The sequence below is a fragment of the Variovorax sp. GW821-FHT10D07 genome (assembly GCF_059415325.1).
Window position 1 is genome coordinate 271,996 of record NZ_JBWKMZ010000005.1, and the last position, 12,351, is coordinate 284,346.

Genomic DNA, 12,351 nt, shown 5'->3' on the forward strand with positions numbered 1-12,351 from the left:
AGACAAAGCGCCGGCAGGCACGGGACCGCGGACATCCGCAGGTCGCGTGCCTGCTTTTTTTTGCCCGCGCGAAGCGGCGCCTACCAATCTTCCTTCACCGCCAGCACCGCATCCTTGCCGGCCGCGGCCCGCCCCGCCATCCACGCGGTGACGGTGCCCGCGGCCACCACGGCCGCGCACAGCGCGAGCAGCCGGCCCCAGGGCAGCAGCAGGTCCATGGTCCAGTGGAAGCTCTGCGGATTGACCACCTTCACCAGCACCACCGACACCGCGAGGCCCAGGCCCAGTCCGGCCACCGCGCCGATGGCGGTCCAGGCGGCGCCTTCGCCGGCCACCACCGCGAGCACCTGCGCGCGCGTGAAGCCCAGGTGCGCGAGCAGGCCGAACTCCTTGCGCCGCGCGAGCACCTGCGCGCTGAAGCTCGCGGCGATGCCGAACAGCCCGATCGCGATCGCCACCGCCTGCAGCCAGTAGGTGACGGCGAAGCTGCGATCGAAGATGCGCAACGAGACCGCGCGGATCTGCCCCACGGATGCGATCTCCACGTCCGAACCCCCGCGTTGCGCCGCCAGTGCGCGCACCGCTTCCTGCACCGCGCCTTCCGAGGCGCCGGGCGCGAGCCACAGCGCGACGTCGCTGACGTCGCGATCGCCGGTCAGGCGCTCGAAGTCGCGCGCCTCGATCGCGATGGCGCCGAACTGCCGCGCATAGTCGCGCCATACGCCGGCCACGAAGAAGGTGGCCGGTGCGCCGCCCGCGGCGGGCGCCAGCGCGTTCGACAGCGGCGCGAAGACGCTGCCGGGCCTGGCGCCGTAGAGCTCGACCATCGGCTCGCTCACGTAGATGCCGATCTGCCCCTCGGGCACCGGCAGCGCGCGGCCCACCAGCGGCAGCGCCTGCGCCACGCCGCCTTCGAGGTGGCGCGAGATCAGGGTCACCGCGGGCTGCGCCGTATCGAGCTGCAGCGAGCGCGTGCGCAGCGTGCCGCTGCGTTCCACGCCGGGCAGCCGCGACATCGCCTGCACGAGCTCGGGCGCGAAGGTCGCGGTGTCGGTGCTGCTCTCGGCACCGCTGTTGCCGCCGCGCCCGCTCGAGGTGGCGCGCACATAGAGGTCGGCCGGCAGCACGATGTCGAGCCAGTGCGTGACCGAATCGCGGAAGCTCGCGACCATCACCGTGAGCGCGACCGCGAGGCTCAGGCTCGCGACCACGCCGCTGACCGCCACCGCCGCGGTGCCTCGCATGCGGCGCGCGCGCTCGATCGCGAGCATCGGCAGCACGCGGCGCGACAGCAGCGGCGCGATGCGGTCGTAGAGCAGCGCGATCAGCCAGGGCAGCGCGGTGATGCCGCCGACCAGCAGGCAGGCCACCGACAGGTAGGCCGCCACCGGCACGCCGCGGATCGCGGGCAGGTTGGCGAGCGCCACGCCCAGCGCGATCAGGCCCAGCGCCAGCCAGTGGCTGCGGCCCTGCGCGGGCGGCGCGCCCAGGCCCTTGAGCGTCTGCGCCTCGGGCAGCGCCTGCGCCGCGCGCGCGGGCCACCAGCCGCCCACCAGCGCGGCCGCCACGCCGAGCGCGCCGTAGAGCAGGGCCGAGGCGCTGCTCCAGTGCAGCGTGGGCGCCACGCCCTCGAAGTAGCCGCCGCCGAGGTCGCCGCCGAGCACGCGCAGCGCGACATCGGCCAGCGCGGTGCCGAGCGCGAGCCCGGCCATGCTGCCGATCAGCCCGAGCACCAGCGACTCGGCCAGCACCAGCCGCAGCCGCTGGCGTGGCGTGAGGCCCAGCACGCCGAGCAGCGCGAACTGCTGCGCGCGCTTGGCGACGCTGAGCGCGAGCACCGAGAACACCAGGAAGGCGCCGGTGAACAGCGCCACCAGCGCCAGCACCGTGAGGTTGACGCGATAGGCGCGCGAGAGGTTGCTCACGCGCTCGGCCGAATCGCCGGGCTCGGCGAACTGCAGGCCGGCGGGCCAGCCCGGCGTGGCCTGCAGCGCCGCGATGAAGGCCGCGCGGTCGGTGCCGGCGGCCAGCCGCAGGTCGATGCGGCTGAGCTGGCCGAGGCGGCCGAAACGCTCCTGCGCGGTGGCGATGTCCATCACCGCGATCGCACCGCCGCCGGCCGCCACATGCCCGGCCACGCGCAGCCGCTGCCAGTCGGCGCCGCTGCGCAGCTGCACGCTCTCCTCGGCACCGGCCGGCGCCTGCGCGGGCAGGCCGAGGGCACTGCGCGCGGCGGCATTGAGGAACACCAGGCCGGGCGCGAACAGCGCGAAGCGTTCGGCGTTCGCATCGGGCTGCGGCATCAGCGCCGGCGCGATCGCGGGCAGCGCGAGGGCATCGACGCCGATCGCGCGCAGTGGCACCTGCCGTTCCTCGCCATCGGGCGTTGCGACGACCAGCGCGAGCGCCTGGAACTCGAGCACCGGGCTCGCCAGCGTCACCTGCGGATGGCGCGCCAGCGTCTCGAACACCGCCTCGTCGAAGCCGCCCTGCGGCGCGCGCAGCTCGAGGTCGGGCTGGCCGTTGACCGAGCGCACCGCGCTCGAGAACTCATCGAGCGCCGAGGCGTTGATGAGCTGCACCGAGAACGCGAGCGCCACGCCCAGCATCACGGCCAGCACCGCCGCCGCGTTGCGCCAGGGGTGGTGGCGCAGTTCCTGCCAGGAGAAGGTGGTGAGCAATGCACGCATGGGGCGATTGTGGCGGGGCGGGGCAAGGCCTTCGCGGCGTGGCACCATCCGGGCCTGTGTCCCTGCCCGAGGAATCGACGATGCGGCTTCTCTCCCGCGGCCCCCAAGCCTCGCTCCGGCGCCTGGCGCTGCTGTCCATGGCCTCGGCGCTGGCGCTGTTGCTGGCCGGCCCCGCCGCCGCGCAGTCGCCGCCCGGCGCCGCGCTCTCGCTCGCGAGCGACCCGGCCCTGATCGCGCGCACCGCGCTCGACGCCGAGCGCGGCACCGTGGTGGTGGGCCTGCTGCGCGGCGGCAAGGCCAGCTACGGCGCGGCCTACAACCCCGAGCCGCCCACGCCGCCGCGCGCGCTGTCTTCCGAGAGCGCCGAGCAGCCGATGTTCGAGATCGGCTCGGTCACCAAGGTCTTCACCGGCCTGCTGCTCGCGCAGGCGGTGGAGCGCGGCGACATGAAGCTCGACGACAACCTGGGCCAGCTGATGGCCGGCAGGATCAAGGCGCCGCTGTCGCCGGCGGTGGCCTCGGTCACGCTGCGGCAGCTGGTGACCCACACCGGCTGCATGCCGGTGATGGCCGACGGCGTGACCGGCGGCCCGGCGCTGGCCTCGCAGATGCGCGCCTTCGAACGCCAGGAGCTCTACGACGCGCTGCCGCGCATCAAGCTGCTGGGCGCCGCGCCGCCCTGCGCGGGCGCGTACAGCAACTACGGCATGGCGCTGGTCGGCCTGCTGGTGGCCGACCGCTACAACACCACCTGGAGCGAACTGGTGCGCGCGCGCATCACCGAGCCTTTGGGCATGAACGACACCGTGATCCTGCTCGGCGACAAGGCCTCGCGCATGGCGCCGGCCTTCGCGGGCGACCGGCGCCAGTCGCTGCTCGACATGAAGGCCTATGCGCCGATCGCCGCGCTGCGTTCCACCGCGGCCGACATGATGGTCTTCAGCCGCGCCATCCTCGCCGGCGCCAGCGGTCCGTTCGGGCCGGCCGCGGTGCGGCTGCTCACGCCGCTGGCCAGTTACGAGGGCGCCGAGATCGGCTATGCGGTGATGGTGCGCGGCGCCGAGGGCGCTCGTCGCACCTACTACCACGCGGGCGTCACCGAGGGCTACCGCACCCTGTGGCTGCTCGCGCCCGACACCGGCGAGGCCATGATCCTCCTGAGCAGCAACACGCGCGCGCCGCTGCAGCGCGTGATGCTGGCGATCGGCAAGAGCCGCTACCCGGTGCCCACGGTCGAGGTGCCGGTCGATGCCGACAAACTGGCCGAGTACCGCGGCGAGTACCGCGTCACCAAGTCCAAGTCGCTCGACTTCACCGTGCGCGGCGGCCGCCTGCTGGTGCGCGAGAGCGGCCGTGGCTACAACCCGCTCAAGCCGATCGGCACCGACCGCTTCACGGTGGGCGAGATCGGCGCGCAGGTCGTGTTCCAGCGCGAGGGCGGGCAGGTGGTGGGCGTGACGCTGTCGCAGGGCGGCGCGCAGGTCGTCGGGCGCAGGGTGCGCGAAGGCGCGCTGGTGGACTAGCTGGTGGGCTGAGGTCGGTCGGCGGCGTCGAGCAACTGCTCGATCCACGCCGCCCGTATCGCGCCCGGCACGCGCGTGCCGTCGCCGAAGATCAGCGTGGGCGTGCCGCTCACGTCGTAGCGCTTGCCCAGCGCCGCGTTGCGCTGCAGCGCCGAGGCATCGCAGCGGCCCGCGGGCGCTCCGGGGTCGATGCCCTTCTCGATCCATTGCTCCCAGTTCATGGCCGGTCGGGCGCTGCACAGGATGTTGCGCGCCTTGGCCACCGATTCCTCGCCGAGCACCGGGTAGGGGAAGACATGGACAGTGACGTTGCCGATCGCCTTCAGGTCCTTGTCGACGCGCTGGCAGTGGCCGCAGCGCGGATCGGAGAACACCGCGATGCGGCGCTTGCCGTTGCCATGGACCAGCGTGATCGCGTCCCGGAGCGGCAGCTTGTCGAAGTCGAAGCCCTCGATCTTCTTGAAGCGGCCCACGACATCGTCGCGCCGCGTCTGGGCATGGCCGATGGTGGCGGTGGCGCCCCAGGTGCAGGTGGCGAGCAGAAGGCGGCGGCGGAGGTTCATCGAGACGGTCCCTGACATCGTTGTGAGCGTGGATGCGGTTCGGGCAAGCGGCGAAGGTTCCCCGACCGCGCGCGCATCAATGCACTGCGTCGTGCAAGGTGCGCACTTCGTCCGCGCCATGGCGCGGCCACAGCGCGAGACCGCCCGCAAGGCTCCAGGCCTGCGCATGGCCGAGGCGGCGCAGCGCGCGTGCCGCCTGCGCGCTGCGGTTGCCGCTGCGGCAGAAGAACAGGATCGGCGTTTCGTTCGGCAGCGCCAGCCAGTCGGGCAGGGCGTTGAGCAGCCGCGAGAGCGGCACGGCCTGGCGTCGCGCGGCATCGAGCACGCCCGGCTGGCCGAGCCGCTGCTCGTAGGGCTCGCGCACGTCGACCAGCAGCAGGCCCGGATGCTTGCGCAGCAGCGCGGCCGAGGCCTCGGGCGACAGCTCGGGCGTGCCGCTGCCGGCGCAGCGGTCGACCCGCGCGCCGCAGGCCATGGTCCGGTACTCGGTGAGCCCGAGGTCGCGCTCGAGCGCCGCCTTCGCGCTCGCGAAGCCCTCCGCGTCGAGGTGGCCGTCGAGCACGTCGTCGAGCAGCGGCTGGGCCATGCGCTCGGTGACCAGCGTGCTCGCGAAGCGGTCGTCGTAGTCGTGGCCCGGCAGCAGCAGCGTGTCGGGCTTGAGGGCGCGCTGCAGCTTCAGCAGCGACGGGCCGAAGGCCAGCGGCCGGCTCTGCGCGAAATCGCTGCGGCCCAGCGCGCCGGGCATCACGGTGTCGCCGACGAAGGCCAGGCGCAGCCCCTTGGCGTCGCGCAGCAGGTAGACGGTGGAGTCGGCGGTGTGGCCCGGCACGGCCAGTCGCGTGAGGCGCAGGGCGCCGAGCGCGATCTGCGTCGCGCCTTCGGGCCAGCCGAGCGCATCCACCGCGCCCGGTGCCAGTTGCTGCGCCGGCACGGCGGCGCGCAGTTCGGGCCCCGAGGAGGCATGGTCGCCATGGCTGTGGGTGTCAAGCACGGCCGCCAGCGTGTAGCCGTGGCAGCCCAGCCATTGGGTCAGTTGCGCGTTCAGTTCGGGCAGCGGATCGATGACCACGCAGCGCCGGCTCTCGGCATCGGCCAGCAGGTAGCAGCAGGCGCCGTCCACCACGAAGCGGGTCAGGCGCTCGGGTGGCTGCGCCTCGTTCTGCGGCACCGGGCCCAGGCAGCTCTGGCGCAGCGACTCGCCGCAGGCGCGGATGCGCGCGCAGGCCTCGTCGATGAAGGCATCGTCGCTGGCCGGGCCGAAGGACAGCCGCACCGCCGACGCGGTCTGCCAGGCGGGCAGCCCCATCGCCTCGAGCACGTAGCTGGGCCGGGCCTTCGCCGCGCCGCAGGCCGAGCCGCCGCTCACGCGCATGTCGGCCGCGTCGAACAGGTCCAGCAGCAGCTTGGAGCTCAGGCCCGGCACCGAGAAGTTCAGCGTGGTCGGCAGGCTGAGCGCGCTCGGCGCGTTGAAGACCAGGCCCGGGAAGGCCTCGGCCAGCGCGGCGGCCAGCCGGTCGCGGCAGGCCGCGAGCGCGTCGGCGCGGCGGAAGGTGAAGCCTTCTTCCAGCGCGGCCAGCACCGCGCCGAGCGCGGCGATGCCCGACATGTTCTCGGTGCCCGAGCGCAGCGAATCCTCCTGGCCGCCGCCGGCCATCAGCGGCGTGAAGGGCGCGCCCTCGCGCACGTAGAGCAGGCCGATGCCCTTGGGCGCATAGAGCTTGTGGCCCGAGAAGGGCGCGTAGTCGATCGGCCGCTCGCCCAGGCGCAGCGGCAGCTTGCCGAGCGCCTGCACGCTGTCGACCATCCACAGCGCCGGGCTGCAGACCAGCGCGGCCGCGATGCCGTCGAGGTCGCTGACCACGCCGGTCTCGTTGTTGGCGGCCATGGTGCAGACCATGCCGGCGCGCGGTGCGTGCGCGCGCAGCCAGTCCAGGTCGTGGCGGCCGTTGCGGCCCACGGGAATCGCCAGCACCTCGAGGTCGAGCCCCAGCAGCGCGTTCCAGTGGCGCAGCGCCTCGGGCACGGCCTTGTGCTCGGTCGCGCCGTAGAGCAGCAGCTCGGGCACGCTCTCGCCGGCCTGGCGCCGCGCGCGCAGCGCGTTCAGGGCCGACAGCACGGCGGTCTGGATGCCCTCGGTCGCGCCGCTGAGGAACAGCAGCCGCCCCGTGGGCGCGCCGATCGCGCGGCGGGCGCGCTCACGCACCGCGTCCATCAGCGCCCGGGCCTTGAGGCCGGTGTTGTGGATGCTGCTGGGGTTGCCGAAATCGCCGGCCATGGCGGCCAGCGCGGCCTCGCGGGCCTGGGGCAGAACGGGGGTGGTGGCGTTGGCGTCGAGGTAGATGTCCATGCCTCGATTCTGCGAAGCCGCGACAGGAAAAGGCTTGCGTTGTAGACTTGATTTCCCTGTATTTTGAGAATCAAATTCTATTTTTTATGGCAAAGATAAAACTGGACGCCATAGACAGGAAGATTCTCGAGCTGCTGCAGCTCGACGCCGGGCGCCAGATCGCCGATCTCGCGAGCCAGGTCGGCCTGTCGCAGACGCCGTGCTGGCGCCGCATCCAGCGGCTCAAGGAGGCCGGCGTGATCACGCGCAACGTGATGCTGGTCGATCCGCAGAAGGTCAACGTCGGCGTGACGGTGTTCGTCGCCGTGCGCACCAGCACCCACACGCAGGCCTGGTTCGATCGCTTCAAGGCCGTGGTCGACGTGATCCCCGAGATCGTCGAGTTCTATCGCATGAGCGGCGAGATCGACTACCTGCTGCGCGTGGTGGTGCCCGACATCGCGGCCTACGACAAGGTCTACAAGCGGCTGATCGCCGACACCGAGCTGTTCGACGTCAGCTCCAGCTTCGCGATGGAGGAGATCAAGTTCACGACCGCGCTGCCGCTGTCTTACGCGCAGTAGCGAAGGGATCAGGCCGGGTGGGCGAGCGCGAGCAGCGCGCGCGCCATCGCGTCGATCTCGTCGCGCATCGCGAGCGTAACCAGCCATGGTGTCGGAATGCCCGCCACGCCGTGGAACGCGCCCGCGAGCTGGCCGCAGATGGCGGCCGTGGTGTCGGCGTCGTCGCCGAGGTTGGCGGCCGCGAGGATCGCTTCCTCGAAGGAGTCGGCCTGCGCGAAGCACCACAGCGCCGCCTCGAGCGATTCCACGCAATAGCCCGAGCCCTTGATCGCGTCGCGCGGCTTGTCGCGCCAGCGGCCGGCCGCGAGCGCGGCCACGCCGGGGCTCGGTGCTTCGCCGATGTCGCGCGGCGCGAGGATCGACGCCTTGTCCTCGCCGCGCAGCGCGGCCTGCAGCTGCAGCGCGAACAGGCGCGAGCAGGCGATGGCTTCGGCCGCGCCGTGCGTGGTGCGCGTGCTGTCGGCGGCAAGCCGCAGCAGTGCGGGCGTCTCGGCCACGCCGAACATCGCGACCGGCGCGAGCCGCATCAGCGCGCCGTTGCCGGCCGTGCGCGGATCCGGATCGCCCGCGAAGGGATCGCCGTTCGCGAGGTAGCGCGAGAGCGCGTTCGACACCGTGATGCCGATGTCGAAGCAGCGGCCGTTGCTGCTCATGTAGCCCACGCTGCGCCAGTTGCAGTAGCGGTTCATCTGGTCGACGGCATCGAAGCCGCGGCAATGGATCAGGCTGGCCGCGAGGCACAGCGCCATCGAGGTGTCGTCGGTCCATTCGCCGGGCGCGAGGTCGAAGGGCCCGCCGCCCTGCATGCCGGTGACGGGCACGAAGCTGCCGCGCGGGCTGAATTCCACGCGCGTGCCCACGGCATCGCCGCAGGCCAGGCCGAGCAGGGCGCCGCGGAAGCGGTCTTCCATCGAGGTCGTCATGGTTTCAGCCCGCCCGCAGCCGGTCGCGCACGGCCATGAGCGCGAAGCCCAGCAGGTTCTGGCCGCGCCAGCGCGCCGGCTCGCGCGCGTCGGCATGGCTCGCGGCCATGCCGATGCCCCAGATCGCGTCGTAGGGACTGGCCTCCACCAGCACCTGCTCGCCGGTGCGCAGCAGGAATTCGCCCATCGCTGCGTGCTGCGAGAACTTCGCGAGGTTGCCCTGCACGATCAGGTCGAAGGCCGCATTCGTCCATGCGGCGTCGTCGAAACCGCGCACCGCGCGGCCCAGCTTCTTGGCCTCGGCCGGCGTGCACGCGGCGAGCACCTGGCCCAGGACCTCGGTGTCGCCGAACAGCCGCGCCTTGCCGGCCATCATGAAGTGCTCGGCCGTCGCGTAGCGCACGCCCTCGATCTCGAACGGCGCCTCGAACCATTGGCTGAAGCAGCCTTTGCCGGCGCTGCCGTCCTTCTCGGGCTGGTGGCCCCAGAACAGCAGGTAGCGGGGTTCGAAGCCTTGGGCGATGCGCTCGATCAGGGCGGTGCGGGTGTGGCGGTGGGCGGTCTCGTTGCTCATCGTGTTTCCTCGTCGGTGGCTTTCTGCAGGCTCCGGCCGTCGTCGGGCAGGAGGTCGAGGGGGTGCTCCTCGGGTGTGCGCAGTTCGGGGTCCTGGTTGTGTTGTGCATGCGGCCGCTGCGCGTCCACGAAGGCGCGCATGTCGATCACCTCGAGCAGTTCCTCGTGCGCGAAGGCCGCGAGCGTGCGTCCGCGCAGGCCCAACTGGATCGCGCGGCGTTCGAGCTTCGCGCCGTTGGGCGCATGGTCGGGATCCCATTGCAGCCGCACCTCCGAACGTCCCACCGCGGCCTGCCAGGCATCGCGGTCGGCGAAGCGCGCGGGATCGAAGGTCGAGGGCACGGCCTCGCGCACCACCCGTTCGAAGAACGCGCGTCGCAGCCGCAGGCCGAGCGTGACTTCCTGGCCCGGCTTCGTGCCCCAGCCCGAGCGGTACATCATCCAGAGGAAGTTCGGCTTGATCCAGCTCATGCGCGCGAGGCTGAAGTCGGGGCCGTCGAGCCGGCCGTGCGCGATCGCGTACTCGCCGATCGCGGGCCGGTAGGCCTGGTAGACGACGACCGATCGCGCGTCGTGGTGGGCGAGGATGACGCGGCCGTTGCGGGGCCAGCGTTCGCATTGTTCGAGGTGTCGCTGCACGGGCAGCGGAGTGATGCGGATGTCGTTCATTCTTGATTTCCCTTGTTGTTGTTCTGATGGTTGCTCTGTACAACTAATTGAGGGTTGTATAGTACAACTAATCGATCTAGAGTCAAGCCACCCGTGTCCACATTCCCGTCCACATTCCCCGCGCTGACTTTCCCCCGCCCCCTCGTCACCGTCGACGTGGCGATGTTCACCGTGCTCGACGACGCGCTGCAGGTCCTGCTGGTGCGCCGCCCCGCCGACAGCGCCGAACCCTATCCGGGACGCTGGGCGCTGCCTGGCGGCTTCGTGAACGTCGACGAGGACGCGACGCTGCTCGACTGCGCGCTGCGCAAGCTGCGCGAGAAGACCGGCGTGGTCACGCCCTACCTCGAGCAGCTCGGCAGCTGGGGTGGGGCGAAGCGCGATCCGCGCGGCTGGTCGGCCACGCATTGCTTCTATGCGCTGATCCCGGCGCAGGCGATGCAGCTGCGTGGCGGTGCCAACGCGGCCGAGGTGGCGTGGTTCGAGGTCGAGGCGGCGCTGCGCAAGCGGCTGGCCTTCGACCATGGCGAGCTGCTCGCGGCGGCGGTGGCGCGGTTGCGCAGCAAGGTCGAATACACCTCGCTGCCGGCCTTCCTGCTCGAGGAGCCGTTCACGCTGCCGGCGCTGCAGCACACCTACGAGGTCGTGCTCGGGCGCCCGGTCGACAAGAGCGCGTTCCGCAAGCGCATGCTCGACGGCGGCTTCATGGAGGAGGCCGGCATGCTCGCGGGCGGGCCGGGTCGCCCGGCGATGAGCTACCGGCTGCGCGACCGTTCGCAGGCGGCGCTGTTCCCGCGCACCTTCAATGCCCGGCCCGACGCGGGCTGAGCGCACCGCGCCTCACAGGCGCAGCATCATCGCGCCGAGGTAGGTGCGCACCGCCGCGCTGCTCGCGAGGCCGATCGCGCGCTCGTAGGCCTGGCGCGCCGCGGCACGCGCGCCGCCGGCCGCCAGCAGGTGCGCGCGCGCGGCCCAGAAGGGCTGGTAGTTCGCGACGTCCTCGGCGGGGATGGCATCGAGCGTGCGCAGGCCCGCGTCGGGTCCGCGCGCGTTGGCGAGCGCGCAGGCCAGGCTCACCTGCGCGCCGATGCTCGGCCGCAGCGCGAGCAGGCCCTCGTAGAGCGACACCAGCGCCTCGGGCGGCACCGGCGCGCCGACGCGGCGCTCGCAGTGCGCCGACTGGATCGCGGCCTCGAGCTGGTAGGCGCCCAGGCGCTGCATGGCCGAGGCGCGGCGCAGGCAGGCCTCGGCCTCGGCGAGCAGGTCGGGGTCCCAGCGCGCGGTGTCCTGCTGGTCGAGCGGCACGTAGGCGCCGGTGTCGCTGCGGCGCGCCTCGGCGCGGCTCTCGCAGAACAGCATCAGCGCGAGCAGACCCAGCGGCTCGGGCTCCTCGGGCATCAGCGCGCAGAGGATGCGGCCGAGGTCGATCGCCTCGGTGGTCAGGCCGTCGGGCCGCGCGTCGGCGCCGTCGACGTCGTCCCAGCCGGTGCCGTAGGCGGCATAGATGCCGTCGAGCACGTCCTGCAGCCGCTGCGGCAGCTCGCGCTGCTGCGGGTATTCGAAGGGCACGCGGGCGCTGCGGATGCGCGTCTTGGCGCGCACCAGCCGCTGGCTCAAGGTGGCGGGCGAGGTGAGGAAGGCGCCGGCCATGCGCGCGGCGTCGAGGCCCAGCACGGTCTGCAGCATCAGCGGCGTGCGCGCGGCGGCGTCGATGGCCGGATGGGCGCAGACGAAGAACAGGCGCAGCCGGTCGTCGGGCACCGCATGGCCCTCGGCCTCGGCGGTGTCCATCTCGCCGGCCAGCAACAGCAGGGTCTGGGTGGCGTCGTCCTGCACTCGGGTGTGGCGCCAGGCATCGAGCCGGCGGTTGCGCGCGACGCTCAGCAGCCAGGCGTCGGGCCGCTCGGGCACGCCATCGGACGGCCAGCGCTCGAGCGCGCGCGCGAAGGCATCGGCCAGCGCGTCCTCGGAGCCGGCGATGTCGTGCGTGCGTGCCGAGAGGATCGCGAGCAGCCGGCCATAGGACTGGCGGGCCGCTCGCTCGGCAGCCTCGCGGGCGGCCGTGTCGTTCATGGCGCGTGCCTCGGCGGCCTCAACCGCCCTGGGCGCTGGCGGTGAAGGCCGGACGGACTTCCACGCCGCCGGTGGCGGCGCAGGGCGCGCGCGCGGCCCATTCGAGCGCGGCGTCGAGGTCGGGGACGTCGATCACGAAGTAGCCGCCGAGCTGCTCCTTGGTGTCGGCGAAGGGGCCGTCCTGCACCTGGCGCTTGTCGCCGCGGATGCGCAGGGTGGTGCCGGTCATCGGCGGCATCAGGCCGTGGCCGCCGAGCGCGAGGCCCGACTGGCGCACCGCGTCGGCGTAGGCCACCCAGCTCGCGCGCCGGGCCTGCGCGGACGCATCGTCGCGCTGCTCGAATTCGGCAGGCGTCTGATAGAACAAAAGCATGTACTGCATGGTGCAACTCCGTCATGAAAAGCGGACCGAGCAAGATCGCTCACA

General features: G+C 72.4%; 11 protein-coding genes. 3 read left to right on the forward strand and 8 right to left on the reverse strand.

Annotated elements, in window-relative coordinates:
* Positions 1–80 precede the first annotated feature (80 nt).
* Entirely contained in the window at positions 81–2,690 is a 2,610-nt protein-coding gene (locus AC07PU_RS18115) for an FtsX-like permease family protein (RefSeq protein ID WP_495319228.1), read from the reverse strand.
* An 80-nt stretch (positions 2,691–2,770) separates the two neighbouring features.
* Here AC07PU_RS18115 and AC07PU_RS18120 point away from each other — a divergent pair, with 80 nt between their 5' ends.
* Entirely contained in the window at positions 2,771–4,213 is a 1,443-nt protein-coding gene (locus tag AC07PU_RS18120; protein WP_495319230.1) for a serine hydrolase domain-containing protein, read from the forward strand.
* Here the strand turns inward: AC07PU_RS18120 and AC07PU_RS18125 are convergent.
* Complete coding sequence (locus tag AC07PU_RS18125) at positions 4,210–4,776, reverse strand: DsbC family protein (RefSeq protein ID WP_495319232.1); 567 nt, start codon at positions 4,774–4,776, stop codon at positions 4,210–4,212. The genes AC07PU_RS18120 and AC07PU_RS18125 overlap by 4 nt on opposite strands.
* Before the next feature lie 76 nt (positions 4,777–4,852).
* On the reverse strand, positions 4,853–7,123 hold the full coding sequence (locus AC07PU_RS18130) for an aminotransferase class V-fold PLP-dependent enzyme (protein WP_495319234.1): 2,271 nt from the start codon (positions 7,121–7,123) through the stop codon (positions 4,853–4,855).
* 101 nt (positions 7,124–7,224) lie between these two features.
* Between AC07PU_RS18130 and AC07PU_RS18135 the strand changes: the two genes are divergently transcribed.
* Complete coding sequence (locus tag AC07PU_RS18135; protein ID WP_064262233.1) at positions 7,225–7,686, forward strand: Lrp/AsnC family transcriptional regulator; 462 nt, start codon at positions 7,225–7,227, stop codon at positions 7,684–7,686.
* A gap of 8 nt (positions 7,687–7,694) precedes the next feature.
* Here AC07PU_RS18135 and AC07PU_RS18140 read toward each other — a convergent pair whose 3' ends face one another.
* The 3 genes from AC07PU_RS18140 to AC07PU_RS18150 are packed head-to-tail and all read right to left on the reverse strand — an operon-like array spanning position 7,695 to position 9,851.
* Positions 7,695–8,609 carry an ADP-ribosylglycohydrolase family protein gene (locus AC07PU_RS18140; RefSeq protein ID WP_495319236.1) on the reverse strand — a complete coding sequence of 305 codons (915 nt, stop codon included), beginning with the start codon at positions 8,607–8,609 and terminating at the stop codon, positions 7,695–7,697.
* A 4-nt stretch (positions 8,610–8,613) separates the two neighbouring features.
* On the reverse strand, positions 8,614–9,183 hold the full coding sequence (gene ybiA, locus AC07PU_RS18145) for a riboflavin biosynthesis intermediates N-glycosidase (RefSeq protein ID WP_495319238.1): 570 nt from the start codon (positions 9,181–9,183) through the stop codon (positions 8,614–8,616).
* Positions 9,180–9,851 (reverse strand): DUF4291 domain-containing protein, encoded by a 672-nt coding sequence (locus tag AC07PU_RS18150; protein ID WP_495319240.1) that lies wholly within the window; start codon positions 9,849–9,851, stop codon positions 9,180–9,182. The genes ybiA and AC07PU_RS18150 overlap by 4 nt, the downstream gene beginning before the upstream one ends.
* A 162-nt stretch (positions 9,852–10,013) precedes the next feature.
* Between AC07PU_RS18150 and AC07PU_RS18155 the strand changes: the two genes are divergently transcribed.
* On the forward strand, positions 10,014–10,679 hold the full coding sequence (locus tag AC07PU_RS18155; protein ID WP_371269417.1) for an NUDIX hydrolase: 666 nt from the start codon (positions 10,014–10,016) through the stop codon (positions 10,677–10,679).
* 12 nt (positions 10,680–10,691) lie between these two features.
* On the opposite strand, the gene AC07PU_RS18160 is transcribed toward AC07PU_RS18155, so the two are convergent.
* Positions 10,692–11,924, reverse strand: coding sequence for an RNA polymerase sigma factor (locus AC07PU_RS18160; RefSeq protein WP_495319242.1), 1,233 nt, complete (start codon positions 11,922–11,924; stop codon positions 10,692–10,694).
* Between the two features lie 19 nt (positions 11,925–11,943).
* Positions 11,944–12,306, reverse strand: a complete 363-nt coding sequence (locus AC07PU_RS18165; protein WP_093354525.1) for a YciI family protein — start codon at positions 12,304–12,306, stop codon at positions 11,944–11,946.
* Between the last annotated feature and the right edge of the window lie 45 nt (positions 12,307–12,351).

Coding starts and splice junctions, on each gene's coding strand:
- AC07PU_RS18130 (WP_495319234.1), bottom strand. CDS start 7,123: ATGGACATCTACCTCGACGCCAACGCCACCACCCCCGTTCTGCCCCAG.
- AC07PU_RS18115 (WP_495319228.1), bottom strand. CDS start 2,690: ATGCGTGCATTGCTCACCACCTTCTCCTGGCAGGAACTGCGCCACCAC.
- AC07PU_RS18160 (WP_495319242.1), bottom strand. CDS start 11,924: ATGAACGACACGGCCGCCCGCGAGGCTGCCGAGCGAGCGGCCCGCCAG.
- AC07PU_RS18150 (WP_495319240.1), bottom strand. CDS start 9,851: ATGAACGACATCCGCATCACTCCGCTGCCCGTGCAGCGACACCTCGAA.
- AC07PU_RS18120 (WP_495319230.1), top strand. CDS start 2,771: ATGCGGCTTCTCTCCCGCGGCCCCCAAGCCTCGCTCCGGCGCCTGGCG.
- AC07PU_RS18125 (WP_495319232.1), bottom strand. CDS start 4,776: ATGAACCTCCGCCGCCGCCTTCTGCTCGCCACCTGCACCTGGGGCGCC.
- AC07PU_RS18155 (WP_371269417.1), top strand. CDS start 10,014: ATGTTCACCGTGCTCGACGACGCGCTGCAGGTCCTGCTGGTGCGCCGC.
- AC07PU_RS18140 (WP_495319236.1), bottom strand. CDS start 8,609: ATGACGACCTCGATGGAAGACCGCTTCCGCGGCGCCCTGCTCGGCCTG.
- AC07PU_RS18165 (WP_093354525.1), bottom strand. CDS start 12,306: ATGCAGTACATGCTTTTGTTCTATCAGACGCCTGCCGAATTCGAGCAG.
- ybiA (WP_495319238.1), bottom strand. CDS start 9,183: ATGAGCAACGAGACCGCCCACCGCCACACCCGCACCGCCCTGATCGAG.